Annotated in this window: 24 protein-coding genes; 21 read left to right on the top strand and 3 right to left on the bottom strand. The window is 66.9% G+C overall.

Going from position 1 to position 24,455, the window contains the following annotated elements:
• Positions 1 to 8 precede the first annotated feature (8 nt).
• A complete protein-coding gene (locus BST28_RS20110) occupies positions 9 to 806 on the top strand; it encodes a DUF3710 domain-containing protein (RefSeq protein WP_234808349.1) in 798 nt (265 codons plus the stop codon).
• Here BST28_RS20110 and BST28_RS20105 read toward each other — a convergent pair.
• Complete coding sequence (locus BST28_RS20105; protein ID WP_109510907.1) at positions 803 to 1,507, bottom strand: alpha/beta fold hydrolase; 705 nt, start codon at positions 1,505 to 1,507, stop codon at positions 803 to 805. The two genes, BST28_RS20110 and BST28_RS20105, sit on opposite strands and share 4 nt — an antisense overlap.
• Before the next feature lie 102 nt (positions 1,508 to 1,609).
• Between BST28_RS20105 and BST28_RS20100 the strand changes: the two genes are divergently transcribed.
• Entirely contained in the window at positions 1,610 to 1,981 is a 372-nt protein-coding gene (locus BST28_RS20100) for an OB-fold nucleic acid binding domain-containing protein (protein ID WP_019735637.1), read from the top strand.
• 29 nt (positions 1,982 to 2,010) lie between these two features.
• A complete protein-coding gene (locus tag BST28_RS20095) occupies positions 2,011 to 2,670 on the top strand; it encodes a DUF3159 domain-containing protein (RefSeq protein WP_019735638.1) in 660 nt (219 codons plus the stop codon).
• On the opposite strand, the gene BST28_RS20090 is transcribed toward BST28_RS20095, so the two are convergent.
• Together BST28_RS20090 and BST28_RS20085 are read right to left on the bottom strand one after the other, a co-directional pair.
• Complete coding sequence (locus BST28_RS20090) at positions 2,656 to 3,318, bottom strand: potassium channel family protein (RefSeq protein WP_019735639.1); 663 nt, start codon at positions 3,316 to 3,318, stop codon at positions 2,656 to 2,658. The two genes, BST28_RS20095 and BST28_RS20090, sit on opposite strands and share 15 nt — an antisense overlap.
• Positions 3,315 to 3,986 (bottom strand): potassium channel family protein, encoded by a 672-nt coding sequence (locus BST28_RS20085; protein WP_029248901.1) that lies wholly within the window; start codon positions 3,984 to 3,986, stop codon positions 3,315 to 3,317. Before BST28_RS20085 ends, BST28_RS20090 begins: the two co-directional genes overlap by 4 nt.
• Before the next feature lie 103 nt (positions 3,987 to 4,089).
• Between BST28_RS20085 and BST28_RS20080 the strand changes: the two genes are divergently transcribed.
• From BST28_RS20080 to BST28_RS24225, 18 genes are all read left to right on the top strand, one after another.
• Complete coding sequence (locus BST28_RS20080; protein ID WP_019735641.1) at positions 4,090 to 6,087, top strand: APC family permease; 1,998 nt, start codon at positions 4,090 to 4,092, stop codon at positions 6,085 to 6,087.
• Positions 6,084 to 7,268: a class I SAM-dependent RNA methyltransferase gene (locus BST28_RS20075; protein ID WP_083082622.1), complete on the top strand. Its 1,185-nt coding sequence runs from the start codon at positions 6,084 to 6,086 to the stop codon at positions 7,266 to 7,268. The genes BST28_RS20080 and BST28_RS20075 overlap by 4 nt, the downstream gene beginning before the upstream one ends.
• Before the next feature lie 256 nt (positions 7,269 to 7,524).
• Positions 7,525 to 8,391 carry a hypothetical protein gene (locus tag BST28_RS23815; RefSeq protein WP_133054339.1) on the top strand — a complete coding sequence of 289 codons (867 nt, stop codon included), beginning with the start codon at positions 7,525 to 7,527 and terminating at the stop codon, positions 8,389 to 8,391.
• 93 nt (positions 8,392 to 8,484) lie between these two features.
• Complete coding sequence (locus BST28_RS20065) at positions 8,485 to 10,785, top strand: prolipoprotein diacylglyceryl transferase family protein (protein WP_083082614.1); 2,301 nt, start codon at positions 8,485 to 8,487, stop codon at positions 10,783 to 10,785.
• Between the two features lie 380 nt (positions 10,786 to 11,165).
• On the top strand, positions 11,166 to 11,876 hold the full coding sequence (locus BST28_RS20060; protein WP_083082625.1) for an MlaE family ABC transporter permease: 711 nt from the start codon (positions 11,166 to 11,168) through the stop codon (positions 11,874 to 11,876).
• Positions 11,873 to 12,724: an ABC transporter permease gene (locus tag BST28_RS20055; RefSeq protein ID WP_019735646.1), complete on the top strand. Its 852-nt coding sequence runs from the start codon at positions 11,873 to 11,875 to the stop codon at positions 12,722 to 12,724. Before BST28_RS20060 ends, BST28_RS20055 begins: the two co-directional genes overlap by 4 nt.
• A 4-nt stretch (positions 12,725 to 12,728) precedes the next feature.
• Positions 12,729 to 14,117: an MCE family protein gene (locus BST28_RS20050; protein ID WP_234808348.1), complete on the top strand. Its 1,389-nt coding sequence runs from the start codon at positions 12,729 to 12,731 to the stop codon at positions 14,115 to 14,117.
• 40 nt (positions 14,118 to 14,157) lie between these two features.
• Positions 14,158 to 15,186, top strand: coding sequence for an MCE family protein (locus BST28_RS20045; protein ID WP_083082612.1), 1,029 nt, complete (start codon positions 14,158 to 14,160; stop codon positions 15,184 to 15,186).
• Positions 15,183 to 16,514, top strand: coding sequence for an MCE family protein (locus BST28_RS20040; RefSeq protein ID WP_234808347.1), 1,332 nt, complete (start codon positions 15,183 to 15,185; stop codon positions 16,512 to 16,514). The genes BST28_RS20045 and BST28_RS20040 overlap by 4 nt, the downstream gene beginning before the upstream one ends.
• On the top strand, positions 16,511 to 17,839 hold the full coding sequence (locus BST28_RS20035) for an MCE family protein (protein WP_083082607.1): 1,329 nt from the start codon (positions 16,511 to 16,513) through the stop codon (positions 17,837 to 17,839). The genes BST28_RS20040 and BST28_RS20035 overlap by 4 nt, the downstream gene beginning before the upstream one ends.
• Positions 17,836 to 18,990 carry a virulence factor Mce family protein gene (locus tag BST28_RS20030; protein ID WP_083082605.1) on the top strand — a complete coding sequence of 385 codons (1,155 nt, stop codon included), beginning with the start codon at positions 17,836 to 17,838 and terminating at the stop codon, positions 18,988 to 18,990. The genes BST28_RS20035 and BST28_RS20030 overlap by 4 nt, the downstream gene beginning before the upstream one ends.
• Before the next feature lie 22 nt (positions 18,991 to 19,012).
• Entirely contained in the window at positions 19,013 to 20,410 is a 1,398-nt protein-coding gene (locus BST28_RS20025) for an MCE family protein (RefSeq protein WP_083082603.1), read from the top strand.
• Positions 20,407 to 20,961 (top strand): Rv1363c family protein, encoded by a 555-nt coding sequence (locus tag BST28_RS20020; protein WP_019735137.1) that lies wholly within the window; start codon positions 20,407 to 20,409, stop codon positions 20,959 to 20,961. The genes BST28_RS20025 and BST28_RS20020 overlap by 4 nt, the downstream gene beginning before the upstream one ends.
• A 48-nt stretch (positions 20,962 to 21,009) precedes the next feature.
• Positions 21,010 to 21,687: a hypothetical protein gene (locus tag BST28_RS20015; protein ID WP_133054338.1), complete on the top strand. Its 678-nt coding sequence runs from the start codon at positions 21,010 to 21,012 to the stop codon at positions 21,685 to 21,687.
• A 16-nt stretch (positions 21,688 to 21,703) separates the two neighbouring features.
• Positions 21,704 to 22,114 (top strand): DUF732 domain-containing protein, encoded by a 411-nt coding sequence (locus BST28_RS20010; protein WP_234808346.1) that lies wholly within the window; start codon positions 21,704 to 21,706, stop codon positions 22,112 to 22,114.
• 140 nt (positions 22,115 to 22,254) lie between these two features.
• Positions 22,255 to 22,788, top strand: coding sequence for a CAP domain-containing protein (locus tag BST28_RS20005; RefSeq protein WP_234808350.1), 534 nt, complete (start codon positions 22,255 to 22,257; stop codon positions 22,786 to 22,788).
• Positions 22,789 to 22,847: 59 nt separating this feature from the next.
• Positions 22,848 to 23,795, top strand: coding sequence for an alpha/beta hydrolase-fold protein (locus BST28_RS20000; protein ID WP_080575604.1), 948 nt, complete (start codon positions 22,848 to 22,850; stop codon positions 23,793 to 23,795).
• A 220-nt stretch (positions 23,796 to 24,015) separates the two neighbouring features.
• Positions 24,016 to 24,387 carry an RsbRD N-terminal domain-containing protein gene (locus BST28_RS24225; RefSeq protein ID WP_083082601.1) on the top strand — a complete coding sequence of 124 codons (372 nt, stop codon included), beginning with the start codon at positions 24,016 to 24,018 and terminating at the stop codon, positions 24,385 to 24,387.
• Positions 24,388 to 24,455: the final 68 nt, after the last annotated feature.

Here is a 24,455-nt window from a genome sequence, read left to right as displayed (position 1 = left end):
GGGCGGCTGTGATGGCATTCGGTAGGGGCAAACGCAAGGTCGACTCCGAGGAGCCGACGCGCGCCGAGCCGCAACCCGAGGACCTGGAGGACTTTGACGAGGAGTCGGACGAGGAACTCGAGGGCCCGTTCGACATCGAGGACTTCGACGACCCCGCGGCCGCGGCGACGGCCCGTCTGGATCTGGGGTCGGTGTTGGTGCCGATGCCGGCGGGCGCTCAGGTCCAGGTCGAGCTGAGCGAAGCGGGCGTGCCCAGCGCGGTATGGCTGGTGACGTCCAACGGGCGGTTCAACATCGCCGCCTATGCCGCGCCCAAGTCGGCGGGGCTGTGGCGCGAAGTGGCCGCCGAGCTGGCCGAGGCGCTGCGCCGCGACTCCGCGAGCGTCAGCATCGTCGACGGCCCGTGGGGCCGGGAGGTGGTCGGATCGGCGACCGGCGCGGTCCGGTTCATCGGAGTCGACGGCTACCGCTGGATGGTGCGCTGCGTGGTCAACGGCCCGCACGAGTCGATGGACGCGCTCACCGAGCAGGCTCGGGAAGCCTTGGCGGACACGGTGGTTCGCCGCGGGGACACCCCGCTGCCGGTGCGCACCCCGTTGCCGGTGCGACTGCCCGAGCCGATGGCCGAGCAGCTGCGGGCCGCCGCTGCCGCCCAGGCCGCGAGGGGTGCCGCCCCCGCCGGTCAACAGCCGCCCGGGGGGGCCGCGCCGGGCGCCGGCGGCGACGTACCGCCGCCCGCGCCGACCGCTCGCCGCAGCGTGGAGGGATCCGCGATGCAGCAGCTGCGCACCATCACCGGCGGTTAGCGAGCCGCGATCAGCAGCGCCTCCACGCACGTGGTGCCCAGGGCAGCCGGGTCGGCGCCGATCTGGTCCAGGGTGACGGTGCGCAGCGCCGCGCGCGGGGCGGCGGCGGTCCATTCGGAGGCCGTCTGCAACGGATGCACCGCGTCGTCGACGGCCGCGGTCACCCCCATCGGCACGGTCAGGGCCGCCAGCTCGGCGTGCGTCGGCGCGACATAGGCCGCCGCCTGCTCCAGGGCGTCGGGAAGCTGCGGCCACTGGACGGTCCATGAGCGGGTCAGCTCATCGGCGAGCCAGGCCGGGCTGGTCGCGCGCATCTGCGCCACCACCGCCGGCAACCCGTCGCGGCGCAGCTGCTCGGCGCTGTAGCGGGCCGCCTGAGCGGCCGGGGCGGCACCGGGCGGGCCCGTCCAGGCGGGCAGTGCGGCCAACACCGCGACCACCTGGCCGGGGTGTTGCAGAGCCCACGCGGCGCCCACCGCTGCGCCGATCGACACACCCCCGACGATGATCGGACCGGAGCGGGCGGCGGCGTCCAACGCCGCGCGATAGCCCTCGACCAGGCATTCGGGTTGCGGGCGGTGCGCCACCAAGTCGGCGCCCACCTGCTGCAACGGGGCGGCGAACGCCCGGCGGACGTAGTCGTCGTCGGATCCGGTTCCGGGCAGCAGGACGGCCGTCATGCCGTGCAGATCGAATGCCACCCCTTGATCGTGCCGGGTGCGGCCCGACACCCCGACGGCCGGTGTGGCATTAGGTAACCAACAGGTCTACCGTAGCGGGCGCACACAGTTGAGGGAGAGAGCATGGCTGCTCCGAAGGAGTACCTGCGCCGGCTGACTCGGCGACTGACCGAAGATCCTGAGTTACGCGATGTCGAGGAATTGTCCGACGAGGCGCTCAACACCGGCGCCCAGCGCGCCATCGACTGCGAACGCGGTCAAGAGGTCACGATGGTCGGGGTGCTGCGCAGCGTGGAGGCCAACGCCAAGGGGTGCGTGGGCGGGGTCCGCGCCGAGCTGTTCGACGGGACCGACACGGTGACGCTGGTGTGGCTGGGCCAGCGCCGCATTCCCGGAATCGACTCGGGCCGCACCCTGCGGGTGCACGGCCGGCTCGGAAAACTCGAGAGCGGCTGCAAAGCCATCTACAACCCCCACTACGAAATTCAGCAGTGACCGCCGGAGACCGTCCGGCCGGAGCAGTGATGACCGACGACTACGGACCGCAGGGCCCGCAGCGGCTCCTTGAGCAGATCGGCGGGGTGGCCGGCCTGATCTATTCGTCACTGCCGATCGTGGTGTTCGTCCCGGCCTCCAGCGCCTTCGGCCTGCGGGTGGCCGTGGTGGCGGCGCTGGGCGTGGCCGCGGCGGTGCTGGTGTGGCGACTGATCCGCCGGGAATCCACCCAGCCGGCCGTCTCGGGATTCTTCGGGGTGGCCGTCTGCGCCCTGATCGCCTATCTGATGGGCGACTCCAAGGGATATTTCCTGCTCGGGATCTGGACGTCGCTGGGGTGGGCAGTGGTGTTCGCCGGCTCCATCCTGATCCGCCGGCCGGTGGTCGGCTACATCTGGAGCTGGGCCAGCGGACAGGGTCTGGCCTGGCGGGAGCTGCCGGCGACGATCTACGCCTACGACCTCGCGACGCTGACCTGGGTGCTGGTGTTCGGGTCCCGCTTTGTGGTGCAGCGGCTGCTCTACAACGCCGACCAGACCGGCTGGCTGGGGGTGGCGCGCATCGCGATGGGCTGGCCGCTGACCGCGCTGGCGGCGGTGGCGACCTACCTGGCGGTCAAATACGTGCAGCGGGCCCTGGATGAGCGGCCCGCCGACGTCGACGGCGAATCGCGGTCAGTGCGCCGGTAGCAGCAGCTCGCGCAGTTCGTTCTCGACTCCGGTGGACGCGACGAACAGCAGCTCGTCGCCGCCCTCGAGGGGCTCGTCGTCCTGGGGCACGATCACCCGGGTGCCGCGCAGGATCGTCACCAGCGCGGCGTCGCGAGGCAGCGACAGCTTGCGCACCGGTTTGCCACCCCACGGGGTGTCGTCGGGCAGGGTGATCTCCAACAGGTTGGCCTGGCCCTTGCGGAACTCCATGAGCCGCACCAGGTCCCCGACCGCGACGGCTTCCTCGACCAGCGAGGCGAGCATGCGCGGGGTGGACACCGCCACGTCCACCCCCCAGGCGTCGGTGAACAGCCATTCGTTGCGGGGGTCGTTGACCCGGGCCACCACCCGGGGCACGGCGAACTCCGTCTTGGCCAGCAGCGACAGCACCACATTGACCTTGTCGTCGCCGGTGGCGGCGATGACGACGTCGAAGTCCTCCAAGTGCACCGACTCCAGCAGGCTCAGCTCGCAGGCGTCGCCCAGCTGCCACTGTGCGTCGGCGATGTCCTCGACGTCGACGTGTTCGGGGTTGCGCTCGATCAGCGTCACCTGGTGATCGCTGTCGAGCAGTTCCCGGGCGATCGACCGGCCGACGGCCCCGGCCCCGGCCACCGCAACCTTCATGTGTCCAGCTCCTCGCTGGGCGGCAGCGCGGCGATCGCGATCGCCTCGGCGACGCGACCGGACACCGCGACGATGTACACCTGGTCGCTGGCCTGGATGACCGTCTTCGGCTCGGGCAGGATGCCGGTGCCGAACCGGATCAAAAACGCCACCCGGGCGTTGACGGCGGCCTCCAGATCGGTGACGGGGCGACCGATCCAGTCCTCGTGCAGCACGACCTCGGCGACCGCGACGGTGCCGGTCGGGTCACGCCACTTGGTGGTCTCGCTTTCGCGGGTCAAGGCGTCGAGCAGGCGATCGGTGGTCCAGGGCACGGTGGCGATGGTGGGAATGCCGAGGCGCTCGTAGACCGCGGCCCGCTTGGCGTCATAGATGCGGGCGACCACCCGCGCGACGCCGAAAGTTTCGCGGGCCAGTCGCGCCGCGATGATGTTGGAGTTGTCACCCGAGGAGACCGCGGCGAAGGCGCCGGCGTCTTCGATACCCGCGCGCAGCAGCACGTCGCGGTCGAAGCCCATGCCCAGCACCCGTTCACCGCTGAACTCCGGGCTGAGCCGGTTGAACGCGGTGCTGTCACGGTCGATGATGGCGACCTCGTGGCCGATCCGGGACAGCCCGTCTGCCACCGAGGCCCCCACCCGGCCGCATCCCATCACAACTACCCGCACGTGCACGGTCCTTTCGGCTGGTTTCGGCTGGCTCTCACCCGCAATAGTGCCCGTATTCGTTGAACGCTACCGCCAGAGCCGCCCTGGCTTACCCTTGGCTCTCGTGTCGAAGATTTCCACCGCTGCGCGGCGGCTGCTGCTGGGCCGGCCGTTCCGCAGTGATCGGCTCAGTCAGACGCTGTTGCCCAAGCGCGTCGCGCTGCCGGTGTTCGCCTCCGACGCGCTGTCCTCGGTGGCCTACGGCCCCGAAGAGGTCTTCCTGGTGTTGTCGGTGGCGGGTATCGCTGCCTACCGCTTGACGCCCTGGGTCGGCCTGGCGGTGGCGTTCGTGTTCATCACGGTGGTGGCCTCCTACCGCCAGAACGTGCACGCCTACCCTTCCGGCGGCGGGGACTACGAGGTGGTCACCACCAACCTGGGCCCTACCGCGGGCCTGACGGTAGCCAGCGCCCTGATGGTGGATTACGTTCTGACCGTTGCAGTCTCGATCTCAGCGGGAGTCGCCAACATCGGTTCGGCGATCCCATTCATCGCCGATCACAAGGTGGCGTTCGCGGTGGGGACCGTCGTCGTGGTGGCCGCGGCCAATCTGCGCGGGATCCGCGAATCCGGCACCGCGTTCGCCTTCCCGACGTACGCGTTCATGATCGGAGTCTTCACGATGCTGGGCTGGGGGCTGTTCCAGATCTTCGTGCTGGACCATCCACTGCAGGCCGAATCGGCGGCGTTCAAGATCCACTCGGCGCACGGCGAGGTGGTCGGCGTGGCGCTGGTGTTCCTGGTGGCGAAGTCGTTCTCGTCGGGCTGTGCGGCGCTGACCGGGGTGGAGGCGATCAGCAACGGTGTGCCGGCGTTCCGCAAACCCAAATCGCGCAATGCGGCCACCACGCTGTTGATGCTGGGCGTTATCGCGGTGACCCTGATGATGGGCATCATCGTGCTGGCGAGGGAGACCGGAGTGAAGATCGCCGCGCGCCCGCACGAACAACTGATCGGGGCGCCGGCCGACTACGACCAGAAGACCCTGTTGGCGCAGCTCGCCGACACGGTGTTCCACGGTTTTCCGCCGGGCCTGTGGATCATCGCCGGCGTGACCGCGCTGATCCTGGCGCTGGCGGCCAACACCGCGTTCAACGGCTTCCCGGTGCTCGGCTCGATCCTGGCCCAGGACCGCTACCTTCCGCGCCAGCTTCACACCCGCGGCGACCGGCTGGCGTTCTCCAACGGCATCCTCTTTCTTGCGGTGGTGGCCGTCGCCTTCATCGTGGCGTTCGGCGCTGAGGTCACCGCACTGATCCAGCTCTACATCGTCGGGGTGTTCGTTTCCTTCACGCTGAGTCAGATCGGCATGGTCCGGCACTGGAACCGGTTGTTGCGCACCGAAACCGATCGTGCCGCCCGGGTCAAGATGATGCGCTCCCGGGTGGTCAACACCACCGGATTCGTCGCCACCGGAACCGTGTTGATCGTCGTGGTCGTCACCAAGTTCGTGGCCGGCGCCTGGATCGCGATCGTCGTGATGTCGGTGCTGTTCGTCATGATGAAGATGATCCGCCGGCACTACGACGCGGTCAGCCAGGAACTGGCCGAACAGTCCGCTGCCCTCGACGATCAGGCGGTGCTGCCCAGCCGCAACCACGCCCTGGTACTGGTCTCCAAGCTGCACCTGCCCACCCGCCGCGCGCTGGCCTACGCGCGGGCGACGCGCCCGGACACCCTGGAGGCGATCACCGTCAACGTCGATGACACCGAAACCCGCGCCCTGGTCCGCGAATGGGAGGACAGCGAGATCACCGTGCCGCTCAAGGTGATCGCCTCGCCCTACCGCGAGGTCACCCGGCCGGTGCTGGAGTACGTCCGGCGCATCAACAAGGAGTCGCCGCGCACCGTGGTGACCGTGTACATCCCCGAATACGTGGTGGGCCACTGGTGGGAACAGGTGCTGCACAACCAGAGCGCGTTGCGGCTCAAGACCCGGCTGCTGTTCATGCCGCAGGTGATGGTCACCTCGGTGCCCTGGCAGCTCAACTCCTCGGAACGGCGCAAGGTGCTGGCGCCGCATCACGCCCCCGGCGACACCCGGAGAGGCTTCATGGAGTGATCGACCATGAGCTGACACTGGTGGCGGGGCCACCGGCCAACGGGGGCAGTTGTGTGGCGCGTCACCCAGACTCCGGGGGCCGGGTGGTCTTCGTGCGCTACGCGCTGCCCGGGGAACGGGTGCGGGTGCGGATCACCGCCGAGCGCGGCTCGTATTGGTACGGCGAATGCGTGGAAGTGCTCGAACCGGCCGACGGCCGGGTCGCCTCGCTGTGCCCGATCGCCGGCGTCGGTGGCGCCGGCTGCTGTGATCTGGCGTTCGCCGACCCGGCCGTGGCGCGGGCGCTCAAGGGCGAGGTGGTGTCGAACCAGCTGGCCCGGCTCGGCGGATACGACTGGCACGGCGAGGCCGAAGCACTGGGCGAGGGCGGGGCGACCGGCTGGCGCAGCAGGGTCCGACTGGAGGCCGGCGGCGACGGCCGGGCCGGATTTCACCGGTATCACAGCGACGAGCTCGTCACCGACCTGCGGTGCGGCCAGCTGCCTTCCGGGCTGACCAAAGGGCTTTCCGAGCTGGCCTTCACCCCCGGCGACCACATCCACGCGGTGCTCGACGACGACGGCGTCCGGCACGTGGTGAGCACCGGCCGCGGCCATCGCCCGCAGGTCATCGAGGGCGACTACCACGCCACCCAGTGGGTCGGCCGCCGGCGCTGGCGGATCCCGGTGACATCGTTCTGGCAGGCGCACCGGCGGGCGGCCGAGATCTACAGCGCGCTGATCGCCGAGTGGGCGCGCCCGGAAGCGGGCATGACCGCCTGGGACCTCTACGGTGGGGCCGGGATCTTCGCCGCGGCGCTGGCCGCGGCGGTGGGGGAGTCCGGGCGGGTGATCAGCGTCGACACCTCCCGGGCCGCCACCGGCGCGGGTCGGGCCGCCCTGGCCGACCTGCCGCAGGTGTCGGTGCGCACCGACTCGGTCCGCAAGGCCCTCGGAGCCGAGCAGGCCGGTGCCGATGTCGCGGTGCTGGATCCGCCGCGGGCCGGTGCCGGGCGCGAGGTGATCGAGGCGCTGGCGGCCGCCGGCGTACCGCGACTGGTGCACATCGGTTGTGAGGCAGCGGCTTTCGCCCGCGACATCGGGTTGTACCGCGGACAGGGTTACTCCGTCGAGCGGATCCGGGTGTTCGACGCGTTCCCGCTCACCCACCACGTGGAGTGCGTGGCGCTGCTAACCCGCTGACCGGGTGCCGGCCCTGCACCACGGAGGCGTCCGTAGGGCCGCGCACGTCGAGTTCGGGTTCGCTATCAGTCGCTCGCCGTTATGAATGCAATGCGATTGTCATTTGGAGAATTTTATATGATCAGGGACCGAATTTGTAAATCTCTCCAAAGCGGGATAATCCCCGATTGGAATGTCTTCCATGTGTCGCCGGAAGGCAGTTACCTGCACCGGTCGACTTCTTGACGTCAACACAGGGCTAGTTCAGACTATGCGAATGCGCGGCGCCTTGACCGGAAATGTGATCGCCAAACAACAGCGCGGACGCCACGGGTTGCACGTCATGCCGCCCGCACCGAGGGCTCGCCATGCATCGAAGGGCCGGTGGGGTACGGACGCGGTGCAGGCCGTTTCAGGTGCAGTGGTGGTGGGGATCGAGTCGATGCGGACCGACGGGTTGCTTCGAGGCGTCTTGACGACGGGTCGGACAGCTGCCCGGCAGTCGGTTGACGCCATGCGCGGCAGGCGGGTCGCAATCGCGGTAAATGCCTGTGTAACCGTGGTGTTCGTTGTTGCCGGCGGGCCCGGGTTCGGTCCTGACGGACCGCCTTCGGCGGCGGGTGGTGTGACCACGACGGCTCAGTCGGGTCCCGGCGGGCACGGGCACGCCGCCGTGGCGGCCGAGCCTGCCGACGCTGGTCCCGGTGGGCGGGGGCACGCCGTCGTGGCGGCCGAGCCCGCCGACGGTGGTCCCGGTGGGCACCCGGCGCAACACCTGCCGTATCGAAACACAACGGCAGAAGCGCCTGATGGGCCGGGTGTTATCTCTGAGCTGAGCGAATTCTATTCCGAATATGCCGCGGTCGAAATCGACCGGCAACGCAGAATTAGTCCGCAGCAGATTACCACCGCGGCGGCGCCATCCATTCAGTCGTACGCGGCGCCCGAGAGTGTTTCGGTCCGGCAACTGCCGGCCGAACCGGAATCCGATGTCGTGCCGGACGACGGTGAGAAGATCGCGGCCGATTCACCCGCCGAATCACCCGCCGAAGAACCGGTACCACCGTCGGATCCTCAACCGGAAGCGAACGTGCCAGATCGGCAGAACGAGAACCCGGTAGCTCCACCGAAGGACGCGGAGTAGACGAAGAGTGCCAGGCGCCGTGCACCGAGTGCGACGCGGTCGGGTCACGACGAACCAATCACGATGTGATCATGCGGTAGGAAGCGGAGATCCATGACTCAGACCGTTCTGGCATACCTTCCCAGCCCCTCGCAGGGCGTCTGGCACCTGGGGCCACTGCCGATCCGTGCCTACACGCTGCTGGTGATTGCCGGAATCGTGCTGGCGGCCAGGCTCGGTGAGCGGCGTTGGGTGGACCGGGGTGGTGCACCCGGAGCCGTCTACGACGTCGCACTATGGGCGATCCCGTTCGGCCTGATCGGAGGCCGCCTCTACCACGTGGCGACGGATTGGCGAACGTACTTCGGCACCGAGGGTGCGGGTTTCGGTGCGACGCTGCGAGTGTGGGCCGGCGGACTGGGGATCTGGGGTGTGATCGCGATGGGCGGGGTAGGGGCGTGGATCGCGTGCCGCCGTCGCGGCCTATCGACGGCCGGCGTTGCCGACGCCGTGGCGCCGGGCATCGCACTCGCCCAGGCAGTCGGGCGGATCGGCAACTACTTCAATCAGGAATTCTTCGGTCGTGCAACCGACCTGCCCTGGGGAGTGGCGATCTTTCAGCGGGAGGACGCCGCCGGGTTCGTCGACGTGCATGCGGTCAACGGCGTCTCGACCGGCGAGGTGGCGCTGGTGGCGCATCCGATATTTCTCTACGAATTGCTTTGGAATGTAATAGTCTTCATTTTCCTGATCAAACTCGGTCGCCGGGATCGATTGGCGCCGGGCGCGCTTTTCGTGTGCTACGTCGCTTCCTATGCGCTCGGCCGGTTCTGCGTACTGTTGCTGCGTGGAGACGGTGTCGCCGAGGGCGCGGTCGGGACGGACACCGTTGTCACACTGTTCATCTTCCTGGTGGCGACGACTTACCTCGTCATCAACCGCGACGCCCTCGGGATCCTGAGATCGGCGGAGGCCGGCGGGCGCGAAACGCGCCGCGCCACAGCACATTCCGGCCGGCAGGTCGAAGCCGTGCCCGCGGCCGCCGTCGAGGACACCGCAGAACAGCGCGCTGCCGCCGCTGTGGCGCGTGCCGAAAAGGCGCAGCAGGTGGCGCGGGACGCGGAGTCGGAGCTCGCCGCCCGGACGACACGTGCCGCGAAGGCGAGGCAGACCCTGGCCGAGACGACAGCCGCCGTCACAACGAGTGCGGCCGCCCTCGTGCGCGAGCGCGAAAACGCACGTGATGCCGTGGAACACGCGGAGGCCGAACTCGCCGGTCGGCTCGAAGCCATGCAGGCGGCTGTTCGTGCCCGCGACGACGCCGAAGCCGATGTCGCTACGCGCGAGAGTGAAGCCGCGGCACTCGCGGACGTGGTCAAGTATGCGGCGGCGGCCGGAGCCGTCGCCGAAGCGGCGCGGTCCGCGGCCGAAAACGCGCACTCGGATGCCCTCGAACGTACGGCGGCGGCACGAGAATCGCTGGCGGACAACGTAATCGCACTGGAGACAGCGGATGCTGCGGTCGCCGATGCTCAGACCGGAGTCGAAGCGGCCAAGCAGAAGCTGCGCGACACCGAAGCGGCGCTCGCCGAGGCCGCCGCCGAAGTCGAGGCCGCGGAGCGGGCGTACCGCGACGCCGAGGCGGCGATTCCCGAGGCGACGGCCCGGGTGGAGGCGCTGAAACGGGCCGCACGCGATGCCGAGGCCGAGGCCGACAAGGCTGTCGCAGCTGCTGAACGCGAGGTCGCTCGACGTGCGGTGGACGAAGCCGAGGCCGCGGTTGCAGCGTGTGCCGCGACTACCGACTCTGCCCGGCGCTCTTTGGTTGAAGCGCAGGCAGCAGCCGTCGAGGCGGCAGCACAAGCCGCGGAGATCATCGCGGCCGCAACGAAGCGGGCCGATGACGCCAAAGCTGCGGTCGAGAAAGCCGAGCTTGCAGTCGAACAGGCCACCGCGGACCTGGCGGCCCGCACCGCTCACGTGAAGAACGTGCGCCGCGCCCTCGAGGAACTCGACGCGGCCCGTGTCCCGGACGGCGGCGGGGATGAGCCCGAATCGGGTGGGGACGCCGGGTCGGTGCCGAGTACACGATCGGCCCAGCAGATCGATGCCGCCGGATGCGAGGTACAGGAGGCGGAGACGGACGCCGCCGCACGTGCTGCCGAAGCCCAGGCTCTGATGGAAGTCGTCAGGCGTGCTGCAGAAGCCGGCCCGATCGCCGCGAAGGCACGGGGGGCGGCCGAAGTCGCGCATCGGGAAGCCGAAGAACGCCTTGCACAGGCGCGGGAACGCGTCGAAGCAGCGCGGAACGCGTTGCGTGGTGCGGCGGGCGCCGACCAAGGCGCATCCGCGAGTCCGGCCGGCCCCCGCCCTTCGGACACGGAGACGTTGCTCGGGGCCGGTGTCGGGGGGTGAACCCCGGCCACTTACCCGGGGCCGGTTCATAGGCCCCCACAAAAATCATGTGCCGCTTTGGAGGTTTGGCTGAAGGTGTTGTTTTGGCTGTCGTTGACGCAGGTCACTCGCTTAGGCTCGGCCTCGAGCGGTCACACTTCGAGACGTTGTGACGACACCAATGGCAAGCGACAGTCGGGGGGACCAGTAGTGCGCGGTTCGGGGTCTTGGCGCCCGGTGGAGCGGGATTCAACTCCCCGACTGATCGACAAGCGCTTTGCTGATGGGGGCATGGTCGACCCGGCGGGGGCAGGCCCCGAATACCGTGAGAGCGGCGCCGCGTGAAAGAGATCCGTGTCGTTGCCGGCAAGCCCGTACGAGTACTCGGCGGGTTCTTCGCGATGTCTCTGGACACGTTCGTCCAGCTGGTCCGTGCACCGTTCGCCTGGCGTGAATTCTTGACGCAGACCTGGTTCGTCGCGCGGGTGTCGCTTGCTCCGACATTGGTCATGTCGGTCCCGTTCACGGTCCTGGCCGTGTTCCTGTTCAACATCCTGCTGAACGAATTCGGGGCCGCCGACTTCTCCGGCACGGGTGCGGCGCTGAGCACTGTTCTGCAGATCGGCCCGATCCTGACGGTGCTGGTGGTCTCAGGCGCCGGAGCGACCGCGATCTGCGCGGACCTCGGAGCACGCACCATCCGGGAAGAGCTCGACGCACTGCGGGTCATGGGTATCGACCCGATCCAGGCGTTGGTCATTCCGCGGGTGCTGGCGGCAACCCTGGTCGCATTCCTGTTGTCGCCGTTGGTCATTCTGGTGGGCCTGGCCGGCGGGTTCGCCTTCTCGGTGTTCACCCAGCACGTCACCCCGGGTGCCTTTGTGGCAGGCCTGACGTTGCTGACCGGAATCTCCGATGTCGTCATCGCCTTCATCAAGGCGACGCTGTTCGGCATGACCGCCGGCCTGATCGCGTGTTATATGGGTATCTCGGTTACCGGCGGTCCGGCCGGTGTGGGCCGGGCGGTCAACGAAACCGTGGTGTTCTCCTTCATGGCGCTGTTCGTGATCAACATCGTTGTCACCGCACTGGGATTCCGGGTCGGGTTATGAGCCAGCCAGTCAACCGCACCACGTCGCGACTGACCCGGCGATTGGACGATTTCGCCGAGCACTGGGACCGGCTCGGCTCGCAGATCCAGTTTCATGTCAAGACACTGTCGGCCAGCCGGGATGTCTTCACGCATTACCGCGTCGAGTTCCTGCGGGTCATCGCGCAGATGAGCCTGGGCTCCGGTGCACTTGCGCTGATCGGCGGCACGATCGCGATCGTCGCCTTCTTGACGCTCACGACGGGCGCAATCGTTGCGGCCCAGGGCTATAACCAGTTCTCCGAAGTCGGTGTCGAGGCGTTGACGGGATTCGCCTCGGCGTACTTCAACGTCCGGATCATCGCCCCGCTGACTGCGGAATTCGCGTTGGCCGCGACGATCGGCGCCGGTGCGACCGCCCAACTCGGCGCCATGCGCATCAATGAGGAGATCGACGCACTGGAGGTTATCGGGGTTCGATCGATCGCGTACCTGGCCTCGGCCCGTGTCATCGGCGGGCTGGTGGTGGTCGTGCCGTTCTATTGCGTGGCGGTTGTCATGGCGTTCTTCGCCGCCCGGGCCGGAACGATCTACGTCTACGGGCAATCCGCGGGCGTTTACGACCATTACTTCCGCACATTCCTGGACCCGACCGACTTGTTGTGGTCGTTTGCACAGGTGGCCGCTGCCGGTGTCGTCATCATGCTCATTCACACCTATTACGGGTTCACCGCCAGCGGCGGGCCGTCCGGGGTGGGCGAAGCGGTGGGGCGCGCAACCCGCGCCTCGCTGCTCGCGTCGGTCGTGGTGACCGTCGCGATCACCCTGGCCGTCTACGGTGCGGCTGGCAACTTTCACTTGGCAGGTTGACATCTTGTATATCGCACCGGACGAATCCCGCATCTCCCCACGATGGTGGCCGCTGATCTTTCTTGTGGTGATGGCGTTGACCACCTGGGTGGTCGCGAACCTGTTCACCGGGTCGTTCCACCGCTACAAGTCGCTGACGCTGACCTCGGATCGTTCCGGCTTGGTCATGGAGACCGGCGCCAAGGTCAAACTCCGCGGCGTACAGGTCGGACGCGTCGGCGACATCACCAGCGTCGGTGATTCGGTACGGATGAAACTGGATATCGAACCGGCTCAGCTGAAGAACATTCCGGCCAATGTGGAAGCCAGAATCGCGGCGACCACCATTTTCGGCGCCAAATACGTGGACTTGATCTATCCGGCTCATCCCAGCCCCAAGAGCGTCGTCGCGGGCGCCACTCTGCGATCACAGAATGTGTCGACCGAGGTCAACACAGTTTTCGAGAACCTGGTGGGGGTGGTCCGCCAAATCGATTCGGCGAAGCTCGACGCGGTGCTGTCGGCCCTAGCCGAGGGAGTGCGAGGCCAGGGCGAGAACATCGGTCGGGCGATCACCGCGACCGACCAGGTCCTCGAGGCGGTCAACGCCCGCACCGACACGATCGCCGGCGACTGGCGAACGTTCAGAAGTCTCAGCGGGACCTACGCAGCGGCGGCTCCGGATATCGTCAGCACTCTCGACGCGCTCGCCACGACGAGTAAGACGCTGACCACGCACGTCAAGGACGTCGATGCGCTGCTGCTGGAATTGTCGGGTTTCGCGAGGGCCGGCGACAATCTGATCGGGCCGAACCAGCAGAAACTGGCCCACAGCATTGAAGCGCTTCAGTCGACCACAAGCCTGCTGCACAAATACAACCCGGCCCTGACGTGCACACTCGTCGGTTCGCAGGTTCTGATCGATGACTATGACCTGCCCGGTTACATGGGGGGACGCGACGGAGCCACCCTGATCGTGGATGTCGCGCTGCTGCTCGGTGACGAGATCTACCGCTACCCGGACAATCTCCCGATCATCGCGGCGAAGGGCGGGCCGGGCGGAAAACCGGGCTGCGGCTCGCTGCCGGACGTCAAGAACAACTTTCCGGTGCGCTATCTGGTGACCAACACCGGCTGGGGAACGGGCCTCGATCTGCGGCCGAACCCCGGAATCGGCCAATTCTGCTACGCGGACTGGTTCCGTGTCACACGCGCGGTGCCGTTGCCGCCGGCGGTCAGGCAGTGTCTGCCCGGACCGGCCGTCGGGCCGCAACCGACGTACGGGCCCGAGACGCCGCCCTACGGCGCTCCGATGTACGGGCCCGGCGGGGTTCCGCTCTTCCCGCACGTACCGCCGGCACCGGAACCCGTGTCATCGGTCGACCCGGCGCCTGCACCGCCACCGGCACCGTGATGAGCCAGATGAAACAGCCAGGGGAAGGGACACAATCGCTGTGAAGCAGACGTTGTCGGCCACTGCTGTGCGGGTGGGGCTGTTCGTGCTCGTCATGTCTGTCGCGATGTTCGCGTTGGTCACGATTTTCGGGCAGTTCCGATTCGGGGGAGCGAATTCGTACTCGGCCGAGTTCGGTGACGTGACCGGGCTGTCCCGACGGGATTTCGTGCGCATCGCAGGTGTGGAGGTCGGGCAGGTCCAGCGGCTGTCCCTCAACGACAACGGGACCGTGAAGGTCGACTTCACAGCCGACCATTCGGTGGCACTGACTGAAGGCACCCGGGCGGTGATCCGCTGGGACAACGTCATCGGCGGCAGGTACCTCGCACTTGAGCAAGGCGCCGGGGGCACAAAGCTGCTCGCCCACGGCAGTGCCATCCCGCTTTCCCAAACGGCGCCCGCGCTCGATCTGGATGCGCTGATCCAAGGCTTCCGGCCGCTTTTCCGGGCGTTGGACCCCGAGCAGGTCAACATTCTCACCAGTCAGCTCGTCGGTGCCTTTCAAGGTCAAGGGGTCACGGTCGGTTCGCTACTCGACCAGACGGCGATGCTGACCGACACCCTGGCCGACCGGGACATGCTCATCGGTGAGGTGATCACCAACCTCAACACGGTGCTGGGGTCTCTTGGTGACAGCAGTCAGCAGTTCGGGCAGGCGGTCGACTCGCTTGCCGAACTCGTACATGGACTGGCCGAGCGCAAGGAGGACATCAGCCGCGGTATTCGGTACGCGAATGCGGCGACGGCCTCTATCGGCAGGCTGTTTCAGCAGGGGCGCGCACCCGTGCAGCGGATCGTCAATGCGACCGATCAGGTGTCGAACAATCTACTTGCGCAGAAGGAGGACCTCGAGTACGTGCTCGAGCAGATGCCGGAATCGGTCCGGGCACTCAACCGGCAGGGGCTGAATGGAGACTATTTCTCGTTCTACTTCTGCGAAGTCGTGCTCAAGCTCAATGGCAAGGGCGGCCAACCGATGTACGTGAAGGTGGCAGGCCAGCCGTCGGGAAGGTGCACCCCAAAGTGACGTCATTTCAGGAACGCAATCATCTGACGATCGGCATCGTCGGCATTGCGACGCTCGTGGCGGTCGTCGTGGGTACCTGGTACTACGATTCGATTCCGCTGGTCTCGGCGACGAAGCGCTATACCGCCTATTTCGCCGAGGCCGGGGGCCTGACTCCGAACGCGGAGGTACAAGTCGCCGGTATCACCGTCGGCAAGGTCGGCGACGTCGAACTCGACGGGCAGCAGGTCCGGGTCAGCTTCCGGGTCTCCGGGAAGGTGCGGCTCGGGGATCGCACCGAGGCGGCAGTCAAGACCAAGAGCTTGCTCGGTACCAAGATGTTGGGGGTGACGCCGCGGGGCGACGGCTGGCTGAAGGGCCCGATCCCGCTCGAACGGACCACGCCCGCCTATCAGCTTCCCGATGCGCTGGGTGACTTGAGCGCGGCGATCAGCGGGATCGACACCGATCGATTGGCGGACTCGCTGCACACACTGGCGGAGACCTTTCAGGACACGCCGCCCGACTTGCGGGTCGCGGTCCAGGGCGTGTCACGCTTCGCGAAGACGATCAGCAGGCGCGACAACGAGCTGCGCACGTTGCTGGCCAACGCCCGGAAATCGACGAACGTGCTGGCGCAGCGCAGCGACCAGATCGTTCGGCTGGTCGGCGAGATGGATGCCCTGCTCAGTCAGATCAACGCCGAAAGCGCCGCGCTGGGCCAGTTGTCGGCCAACATCTCGTTGTTCAGCCGGGAGATCAGCGGGTTCATCGATGACAACCAGGAGTCGCTGACTCCGCTGCTGGACAAACTGAATGGTGTTCTGACGATTGTCGAGCAGCGCAAAGAGAAGCTGCAGGAATGGCTGAAGAGATTCAACTGGCATGCGCTCGGGCTTGGTGAGGCGGTCTCGGCGGGCCCGTTCTTCAAGGCCTATGTGGCAAATGTCGTTCCGGGACAGTTCATTCAGCCCTACATCGAGTCGGCGTTCTCCGACCTGGGGCTCGACCCCAACGTCCTGCTGCCGTCGGATCGCACCGATCCGCAGGTCGGTCAACCCGGTACGCCGCCGCTGCCGGTGCCGTACCCGAGGACCGGCCAGGGCGGGCCACCACGGGTGTACCTGCCCGACGCGATCACCGGTAACGCCGACGACCAACCGTGTCCGCTTAACTGGGGCACCGGCTGCTATCCGCTTCGTGATGAGCCGCCCGCCCCGCCGCCCGGAGGTGCGCCGCCCGGGCCGCCCGCGCCGGCGCCCCCGGGCCAGCAGTCTGCGCCGGTCCAGCCGCAGAAGCCGATTTTCCAGACCGCCCCCGGCGAGGTAGTGCAAGGAGGTGCGCGGTGAGCGTCACGCGACGGACCGCCAAGCGGGTCGCGGCCGGTGTTCTCGCCGTCCTCGGGGTCGGCGGTGCGGTGCTGCTGTTCGGATCTGACCATGGGATCGGCCGAACCCATGCGTCGGCCTATTTCGACAGCGCCAACGGGATCTACTCCGGCGATGAGATACGGATCCTGGGGGTGCGCGTCGGGGAGATCACCAAGATCACCCCGGAACCCGAACGCGTGAAGGTCGATTTCTGGTTCGACAACAAGTATCGCGTCCCGGCCGAGGTCAACGCCGTCATCTTGTCGCCGTCACTGGTCAGCGCGCGGGCGATCCAGCTCACCCCCGCCTATTCCGGGGGTCCCGTGCTGGCCGATAACTCGGTGATACCCCGGGAGCGCACCGTGGTTCCGGTGGAATGGGACCAGTTCCGCGAACAACTGCAGCGGCTGACGAAGACGCTGCAGCCGGTCACACCGGGCGGTGTCAGCACGCTCGGTGAATTCGTCGACACCGCTGCGGACAACCTGCGGGGCAGGGGCCCCGAGATTCACGAGACGATCGTCGAGTTGTCACGGGCGATATCCGTGTTGGGGGATCACAGTGACGACGTGTTCAGTACCGTCAAGAACCTGTCGATCCTGACGACGGCGCTGCGGGACAGCGACGACGTGTTGCGGCACCTGAATCGGAATCTCGCGACCGCCAGTTCCGCATTGGCCTCCGACCCGCAGGGGATCGCGAATGCCGTCGCGGATCTCAGTGTCTTGGCGGAGAAGGCGGGCGCATTCGTGGCCAAGAATCGGGAGCCGTTGGGCGCGGTGGCGGATAGGACCGCCTCGATTTCCGAGGCGCTGGGCCAGAGCATCGGTGACGTGAAGCAGTTCCTGCATGTAGCTCCCAATACCGCCCAGAACTTCCTCAACATCTACCAGCCGGCCCAGGGGACGTTGACGGGCGCGTTGTCGCCGAACAACCTGAGCGACCCGATTTCGTTCGTCTGCGGTTCAGTCCAGGCGGCCTCGCGCCGCAATTCCGAGCAGGCAGCGAAACTGTGTGTTCAGTACCTCGCGCCGATCGTCAAGAACCGTCAGTACAACTGGCTACCGCTCGGCGAGAACCTGTTCGTCGGCGCCAGCGCCCGGCCGAACGAGATCACCTTCAGCGAGGACTGGCTGCGCCCCGATCACGTACCGGACCCGCCGGCGGCGCCAGCGGCTCCGCCCGCGCAGTCCGGTCCGCCGGCCGGCGACTTCTGGGCGGCGCTGCCCGGCCAGGTCGATGCGGCGCCGGCCAATCCGGAATCAGGCCTGACCGGGCTGTTGCTTCCCGGCGGTGCGCAATGAGGCCGGCGAGTCGCGGCGGGTTGGCGATCGTGCTCGCGACGCTGCTGATGGCGACGCTGTCGGGTTGTGGGTGGCGCGGCCTCAACACGCTTCCGATGCCGGGCACCGAGGGGCGCGGCCCGGGGTCCTACACCGTTTACGCACAGCTGCCCGACGTCAATAATCTGCAACCGAACTCGCGGGTCCGGGTCGGCGATGTGACGGTCGGGACGGTCACCCGTATCGAACGGCAGGATTGGCATGCGCTGTTGACGATCCGCCTCAACGGGGACGTTCAATTGCCGGCCAATGCGACCGCGGGCCTGGGCCAGACGAGCCTTCTGGGATCGCTGCACATCGAACTCGCGCCGCCCAAAGACGAGGCCCCGCAAGGCAGGCTCCGTGACGGCGGCATCATCCCACTGGCGTCGGCGGCCAGCTATCCGACGACCGACCAGACGCTCGCCGCGGTGTCCACATTTCTCAACGGCGGCGGTATCCGGCACGTGGAGGAGATCACGAAGGCGTTCGCCACCGCGGTCAATGGCAGGGAGCAGGATCTGCGTAGCCTCATCGCACGACTGGACACGTTCATGAGCGATACGAACAAGCAAACCGACGACATCATCGGTGCCACCGACAATTTCAACAACCTGGTGGATAAGTTCGCCACCCAGAAAGACGTCGTCGACACGGCGCTGCGGACGATTCCCGACGCGCTGACCGTGCTCAAGGATGAGCGGGAGAAACTGACCGAGCTGGCCGATCAGCTGAGCAAATTCGGTGAGTCCTGGTCGAATTCGATCGGTCGGACGCGGGAGACCCTGGTCGCCGAACTCAACGACCTCGCCCCGGTCGCCGAGTCGCTGGCGAACGCCGGGCCCGCGCTGTTGCGTTCTCTGCATCTGTTCCCGAGCTATCCGTTCTTCCTGGATACGGTCCCGAACTTCTTTCGGGGCGACGCCGCGAATCTGACGGCGATCATCGACTTGACCCTGAGTCGCTTGGACGCGTCGTTTTTCACGGGGACGAAGTGGGAGTGCGATCTGACGGAGCTGGAATTGCAGTGGGGCCGCACTATCGGCCAGTTCCCCAGCCCGTGCCTCAACGGCGGTCATTTCAATCAGGGCAACCCGCTCACCGTCCCATACCGCACCGATCAGGGGGCCTGACTTGCTTTCCAAGAGGATCCGGGTGCAGCTGGCCGTGTTCGCGGTGATCAGTGTGGTCGGCGGTTCGATAATGGGCTTCGGTTACCTGCGGTTGCCGGAGATGCTGTTCGGCATCGGGCATTACCGGGTGACCGTCGAGTTGGCGAACGCCGCCGGCCTGTACCCGACCGGGAACGTGACGTACCGCGGTGTCGAGGTCGGTCGCATCAAGGACGTCACGTTGACGCCGCGGGGTGTTGCGGCGGTCCTGGCACTGGATTCCGCTGTGCCGATACCCAAAGACCTGGATGCCCACGTCCACAGCGAGAGCGCGATCGGCGAGCAGTACGTCGAGTTGGTGCCGCGCAGCGGCGATGGCCCCACGCTGCGGAACGGCGACGTCATCGGAGCGGATCGCACCTCGATACCACCGGATATCAGCAAACTGCTCGACGCCACCGACAAGGGGCTGATGGCGATTCCGCGGGACAATCTCCGGACGGTCGTCGATGAGTCCTACGCCGCATTCGGAGGTCTTGGACCGGAGCTCGCCCGGCTGGTCAAGGGCTCCACCAAGCTGGCGATAGACGCCCGCACCAACCTGGATTCGATCACCAACCTGATCGACAACTCGCGACCCCTGATGCAGTCGCAGGTCGACACGTCCGATGAAATCCAGCGTTGGGCCGCGAGTATCGCCAGTGTCTCGGAGCAGTTGAAGTCACGTGATTCCGAGCTCGTGTCGCTGGTCAAGAACGGGCCGGGTTCGTCGGCGCAGGCACGCGAGCTGTTCGACCGCCTGCAGCCCACCCTGCCGATCCTCCTGACGAACCTGGTGAGTGTGGCCGATGTGGGGGTCACCTACTCCGCGGGGCTGGAGCAGGTGCTGGTGCTGGTGCCGTCTCTCGTCGAGGTCCTGCAGGCCGCCGGGACTGCGGCGCACAACACCAAGCAGGGGATGCGCGGGGCGTATCTCAGCTTCAACCTCAACGTGAATCTCCCGCCGCCGTGTATGACCGGTTACCTCCCGGCGCAGCAAGCACGGGTGGGCGCGCACGAGGATTATCCGGACCGGCCGGAAGGCGAATTGTATTGCCGCATACCGCAGGACGCGATGTTTAATGTCCGCGGCGCGCGCAATCTCCCGTGCGAGACACGTCCAGGAAAGCGTGCGCCGACGGTTGCGATGTGCGAGAGCGACGAGGAGTACGTCCCCCTCAACGATGGATTCAACTGGAAGGGAGATCCGAATGCGACGATCACCGGGCAGGACATCCCCCAATTTCCTCCGGGGGTGGTAGGCGTGGCCGAATACAACCCGGCCACTGGCACCTACGTGGGACCCGACGGGGTGATGCGCCGCCAGTCGAACCTCGGCAAGGGGGCGCAGCAGGGGCAGTCGCTGGAATCCATGCTGGTACCGCAGGCAGGTCTGCAGTGACCGCGGGTGCCGAGACGGCGGTGGCGGCGCCGGAGGAAACGGCCGCCGGCGAGACGGTGGCCCGGAATCGCCGGCGACCCAACAAAACGGTGGTAATCGGTCTGATCGCAATGGTGGCGCTGGGGGGCCTGGTCGGCTGGCTGGGAATCCGACTCCACGGCTACCACCGAGACGATGCCGAACGCGCGGAGTATCTCCAGGTGGGACGGCAAGGTGCGTTGAATCTGACCACGATCGACTATGAGCACGCCGAGGCGGATATCCAACGTGTCCTCGATTCATCGACGGGCGGGTTCTACGACGATTTCAAGAACCGTTCCAACGCCTTCCTGGAGGTAGTCCAGAAAGCGCAGGCGAAGTCGGTGGGAACCGTGACCGAAGCGGGTATCGAATCCATCGATGCGGACGGAGCGACTGTGCTTGTCGGGGTGAACGTCGAGACGACGAACCTGGGATCGAAAGACAAGACACCGCGGACATGGCGGATGCGCGTTTCGGTGAGTCGGGTCGGGGGAGAGGTCAAGGTGTCCGATGTCGCCTTCGTCCCATAATCGACCGGCGCCCGGCATCAGATCAGGTGAGTCATGGGAGTGGATTCGATGACAGACGCAACGCAAGTAGTGGACGATGTCGTGTCCGATGCGGACCGGGAGGACGCGTCGGGTGACACGACTGCGGAGACCGCCGCGGGCGAGGTGCCTTCGGCGGACGACGCATCCCACGAGGAGATGTCATCGGAGGTGTCGACGGAGACAACAGATCCCGAGGCGGGCCCGGGGGCCGGGCGCCGACCGCGGTCCTGGCGGGGCGTTGTGGCCCGGTGGACCCTCCCGGGAATCCTGCTGCTGCTGGCGATCGCAGCGGGGGTCATGGCGTGGCTCGACGCTCAGGCGCGCGCGGTCGACGCCGCACGCGCGGAGTCGGTTCGCGCCGCGACGGAATCGACCGAGGCGATGCTGTCCTATCAGGCGTCGACCGTCGCGGATCAGCTCAAGGCGGCAGAGGAACGGCTGACGGGTTCGTTCCGGGACTCGTTCCGAGAACTCGTCCACGACGTCGTCATCCCGGGTTCGGAGAAGAAGCACATCTCGACCGTCGCGACCGTCCCGGCTGCAGCTTCGGTCTCGGCGACTCCCAAGCACGCCGTTGTCCTGGTGTTCGTGAATCAGGCTGCGGTCGTCGACACGGAGGCGCCGACGGACACGGCGTCCATCGTCAGGGTCACGCTCGAGAAGGTCGACGGGCACTGGCTGATCTCCGCATTCGAACCGATCTGATGAATCGAGGCTGACGGTGAGCGATCCAGCTGCGCGCGGGCAATGCGGCCCGTATTCGAAGCCGGGGTGGCTTCTCGGGTTGGTTGCCGCGGGTCTGTGTCTCGCGGGCGTCTGGGCCCCGGCCGGTGTCGCCGACGTCGAATGGGACAAGAAAATGGCATTTCTCATTCAAGTCACGGCGCGGCCCGGCTACAACTTTCCGAACTCCGAGGCGGCGTTGGCATACGGGGAGGCGCTATGCGAGAAAATAGCGTCCGGACGGCCCTATCCGGTAATGATCGGCGAAGTCCAGAACGACTTCAACACCACCGATGATTATCAGGCGTCATATCTCATCGATCGCGCGGCGAATGAATTGTGCCCCGAACAGATTTGGCAGCTTCGACGGTCGGCCGCACATTATCGGCCGGCGCCCGTCGGGCCGTGATCAAGGAGATGGGTCAGATGGGTCATCAGCTGAAGTTGCGGCCGGCGCTTGCGTTGCTCGGGCTCGCTGCGGTGCTCGGCGGCACGGGAGTCGCGGCGGCGGACAACGACGTCAACATTCTCATCGCGAACAACAAGCGGATGAACGACAGCGTCATCGCGAACGTGTTCACGATCCAGCACAACAGATCCGGGTGCCGAAATGACGTGCGCCCCGATGGCCGCCTGATACTGGCCGCCCAACGGCACGCCAGGGATCTCATCGACAATCGGGGCCTGGACTCCGACATCGGGTCCGACGGCTCGAATCCGCAGGAACGCGGCGAGGCGGCGGGCTACCGGGGCAAGGTGAGCGAGACGGTCGCTGTGCATCCGGCGATCGCGATCAGCGGCGTCGAACTGATCAACCGCTGGTACAACGATCCGGCCGCGTTAGCCATCATGGCCGACTGCGCCAACAGTCAGATGGGTGTGTGGACGGAGAACCGGATAGACCGGACGGTTGTCGTCGCGGTGTACGGGCAGCCGGCGGACCCGATGGACACCACCGGGCAGAATGTGCCGCTCGATCCCTCCCCTGACTACGACATGAGCGATGAGCTCGAGTTCGGCAACAGGTGGTGGGCATGGATTCTGCGCGGTGTGTACCCACCGCCGGGGCAGGAACCGCGCTGAGGCGCAGATCGCATTGCTGGGTTGCGGCGGGCGCGGAAGAGGTCGAAAGGGGATGTCGCATGGGTAGTTCAGCTCGCAGTGATGGGGTAGCGGGGCAGACGGCCGACGGTGAGCAGACGGGCGGCCGCCGGAGGTACCCCGCTGTGCTGGCCGCCTTGGTCTTGCTCGCCGGGCTGTGGTCGGCCGGTTTCACACCGGCGCGGGCCGCGGGCGTCGAGGAGCTGATGGTGCCGTCGGCGGCGATGGGCCGCGACATCCCGGTGACTTTCCTGCCGGGCGGACCACACGCGGTGGTTCTGCTGGACGCATTCAATGCCGGTCCCGAGGTCAGCAACTGGGTGACGGCCGGCGGGGCGATGGACCGGCTGGCGGGGAAGGGCATTTCGGTGGCCGCTCCCGCCGGCGGTGCGTGGAGCATGTACACCAATTGGGAGCAGGACGGCGGTCGCCAGTGGGAGACGTTCCTCGTGCAGGAACTGCCGGACTGGCTGGCGGCCAACCGGGGATTGGCGCCCGGCGGGCACGGCATCGTCGGCGCCGCGCAGGGGGGAACCGCCGCGTTGGCGCTGGCCGGGTCGCACCCGGAGCGCTACCGGTACGCGGGGTCGCTGTCAGGTTTCCTGACACCGTCGAGATCCGATGTCAACGGAGCCATCACCGCGGGGATGGCGCAGTTTGGTGGCGTCGACACCCAGCACATGTGGGGTCCCGCCCAGTTCGGCCGCTGGAAATGGCACGACCCGGACGTGCATGTGGCAGCGCTGTCGGCGAACAACACCCGGCTATGGGTATACAGCCCGTCCACGCCGACCTGCAGTGACCCGCCTGCGATGATCGGTTTCTGCGACGTGGCCCAAGGCAGCAACCGCGCTTTCTATCAGCATTACCGCACGGTCGGTGGGGCAAACGGCCACTTCGACATCCCGCTGCAGGGGGAACACGACTGGTCGACTTGGGGTCCGCAGCTGGGGGCCATGTCGGGTGATCTCGCAGCGACGATCAGGTAGACCGAGCCGGGGTCGACTTGTGTCGTGGAGACGAAGATCCGTCCCACCTTTGGTCGCCGGGCACCTATGACGAGACGCCGGGGGACGTAGGCTTTAGAGCCGGATCAAGGTCTAAGCGATGGGGGAGATCGGTGGACAAGTTTCCGGTAAGTAGACCTTCGGCTGCTCACAGCCCCGGAGGGGGTGCATACCGAGGCGCATCTATCACGGAGGCGTCCTCGTGAGCGGCCATCTTGTCGTCGATGGGGCGGCCCTGAATGGGACGACCGGCGGTTCGGACTGCAACCCGCTGACACTGTCCGCGGATTGCCCGGCACCGCTGGTCGATGCACTGCTGCGCCGTGTTCCCGATGTCGCCGCAATGACCCGCGAAGCGATCGTGGGCGAGCTACCGGTGTATTCGGCGCTGGAACCGACGGTCCTGGAACGTGACCTCGCCCGTTCGATCGAATGCTGCCTGCGCTCTGGCAACGGTGCGTGTGCGGTGATCGATGGCGTCAAATGCGACGAGCCGGCTGCTATCGGCGCTGCACGCGTGCGGCAAGGGATCTCAGTGGATGAGATGCTGCGAGAGTGGCGCATCGAGCAATGATCAGAACCTGTGGATGAGCCTCGGTGAGGTGGCGTAGGAAAGGGCGCACCTTCCCGAGGATGATCTTC

Origin of the sequence: Mycolicibacter kumamotonensis, assembly GCF_002086285.1 — a bacterium.
GTDB classification, from domain to species: domain Bacteria; phylum Actinomycetota; class Actinomycetes; order Mycobacteriales; family Mycobacteriaceae; genus Mycobacterium; species Mycobacterium kumamotonense.
Note: the sequence above shows the minus strand (reverse complement) of the source record. Positions and strands in the feature narration are given on the sequence as shown.

Excerpts from the sequence above, each read along its gene's own strand:
- BST28_RS20100 (WP_019735637.1), top strand. The coding sequence starts at position 1,610 with ATGGCTGCTCCGAAGGAGTACCTGCGCCGGCTGACTCGGCGACTGACC.
- BST28_RS20095 (WP_019735638.1), top strand. The coding sequence starts at position 2,011 with ATGACCGACGACTACGGACCGCAGGGCCCGCAGCGGCTCCTTGAGCAG.
- BST28_RS20090 (WP_019735639.1), bottom strand. The coding sequence starts at position 3,318 with ATGAAGGTTGCGGTGGCCGGGGCCGGGGCCGTCGGCCGGTCGATCGCC.
- BST28_RS23815 (WP_133054339.1), top strand. The coding sequence starts at position 7,525 with ATGCGCGGCGCCTTGACCGGAAATGTGATCGCCAAACAACAGCGCGGA.
- BST28_RS20065 (WP_083082614.1), top strand. The coding sequence starts at position 8,485 with ATGACTCAGACCGTTCTGGCATACCTTCCCAGCCCCTCGCAGGGCGTC.
- BST28_RS20060 (WP_083082625.1), top strand. The coding sequence starts at position 11,166 with ATGTCTCTGGACACGTTCGTCCAGCTGGTCCGTGCACCGTTCGCCTGG.
- BST28_RS20055 (WP_019735646.1), top strand. The coding sequence starts at position 11,873 with ATGAGCCAGCCAGTCAACCGCACCACGTCGCGACTGACCCGGCGATTG.
- BST28_RS20030 (WP_083082605.1), top strand. The coding sequence starts at position 17,836 with ATGAGGCCGGCGAGTCGCGGCGGGTTGGCGATCGTGCTCGCGACGCTG.
- BST28_RS20015 (WP_133054338.1), top strand. The coding sequence starts at position 21,010 with ATGACAGACGCAACGCAAGTAGTGGACGATGTCGTGTCCGATGCGGAC.
- BST28_RS20005 (WP_234808350.1), top strand. The coding sequence starts at position 22,255 with ATGAACGACAGCGTCATCGCGAACGTGTTCACGATCCAGCACAACAGA.
- BST28_RS20000 (WP_080575604.1), top strand. The coding sequence starts at position 22,848 with ATGGGTAGTTCAGCTCGCAGTGATGGGGTAGCGGGGCAGACGGCCGAC.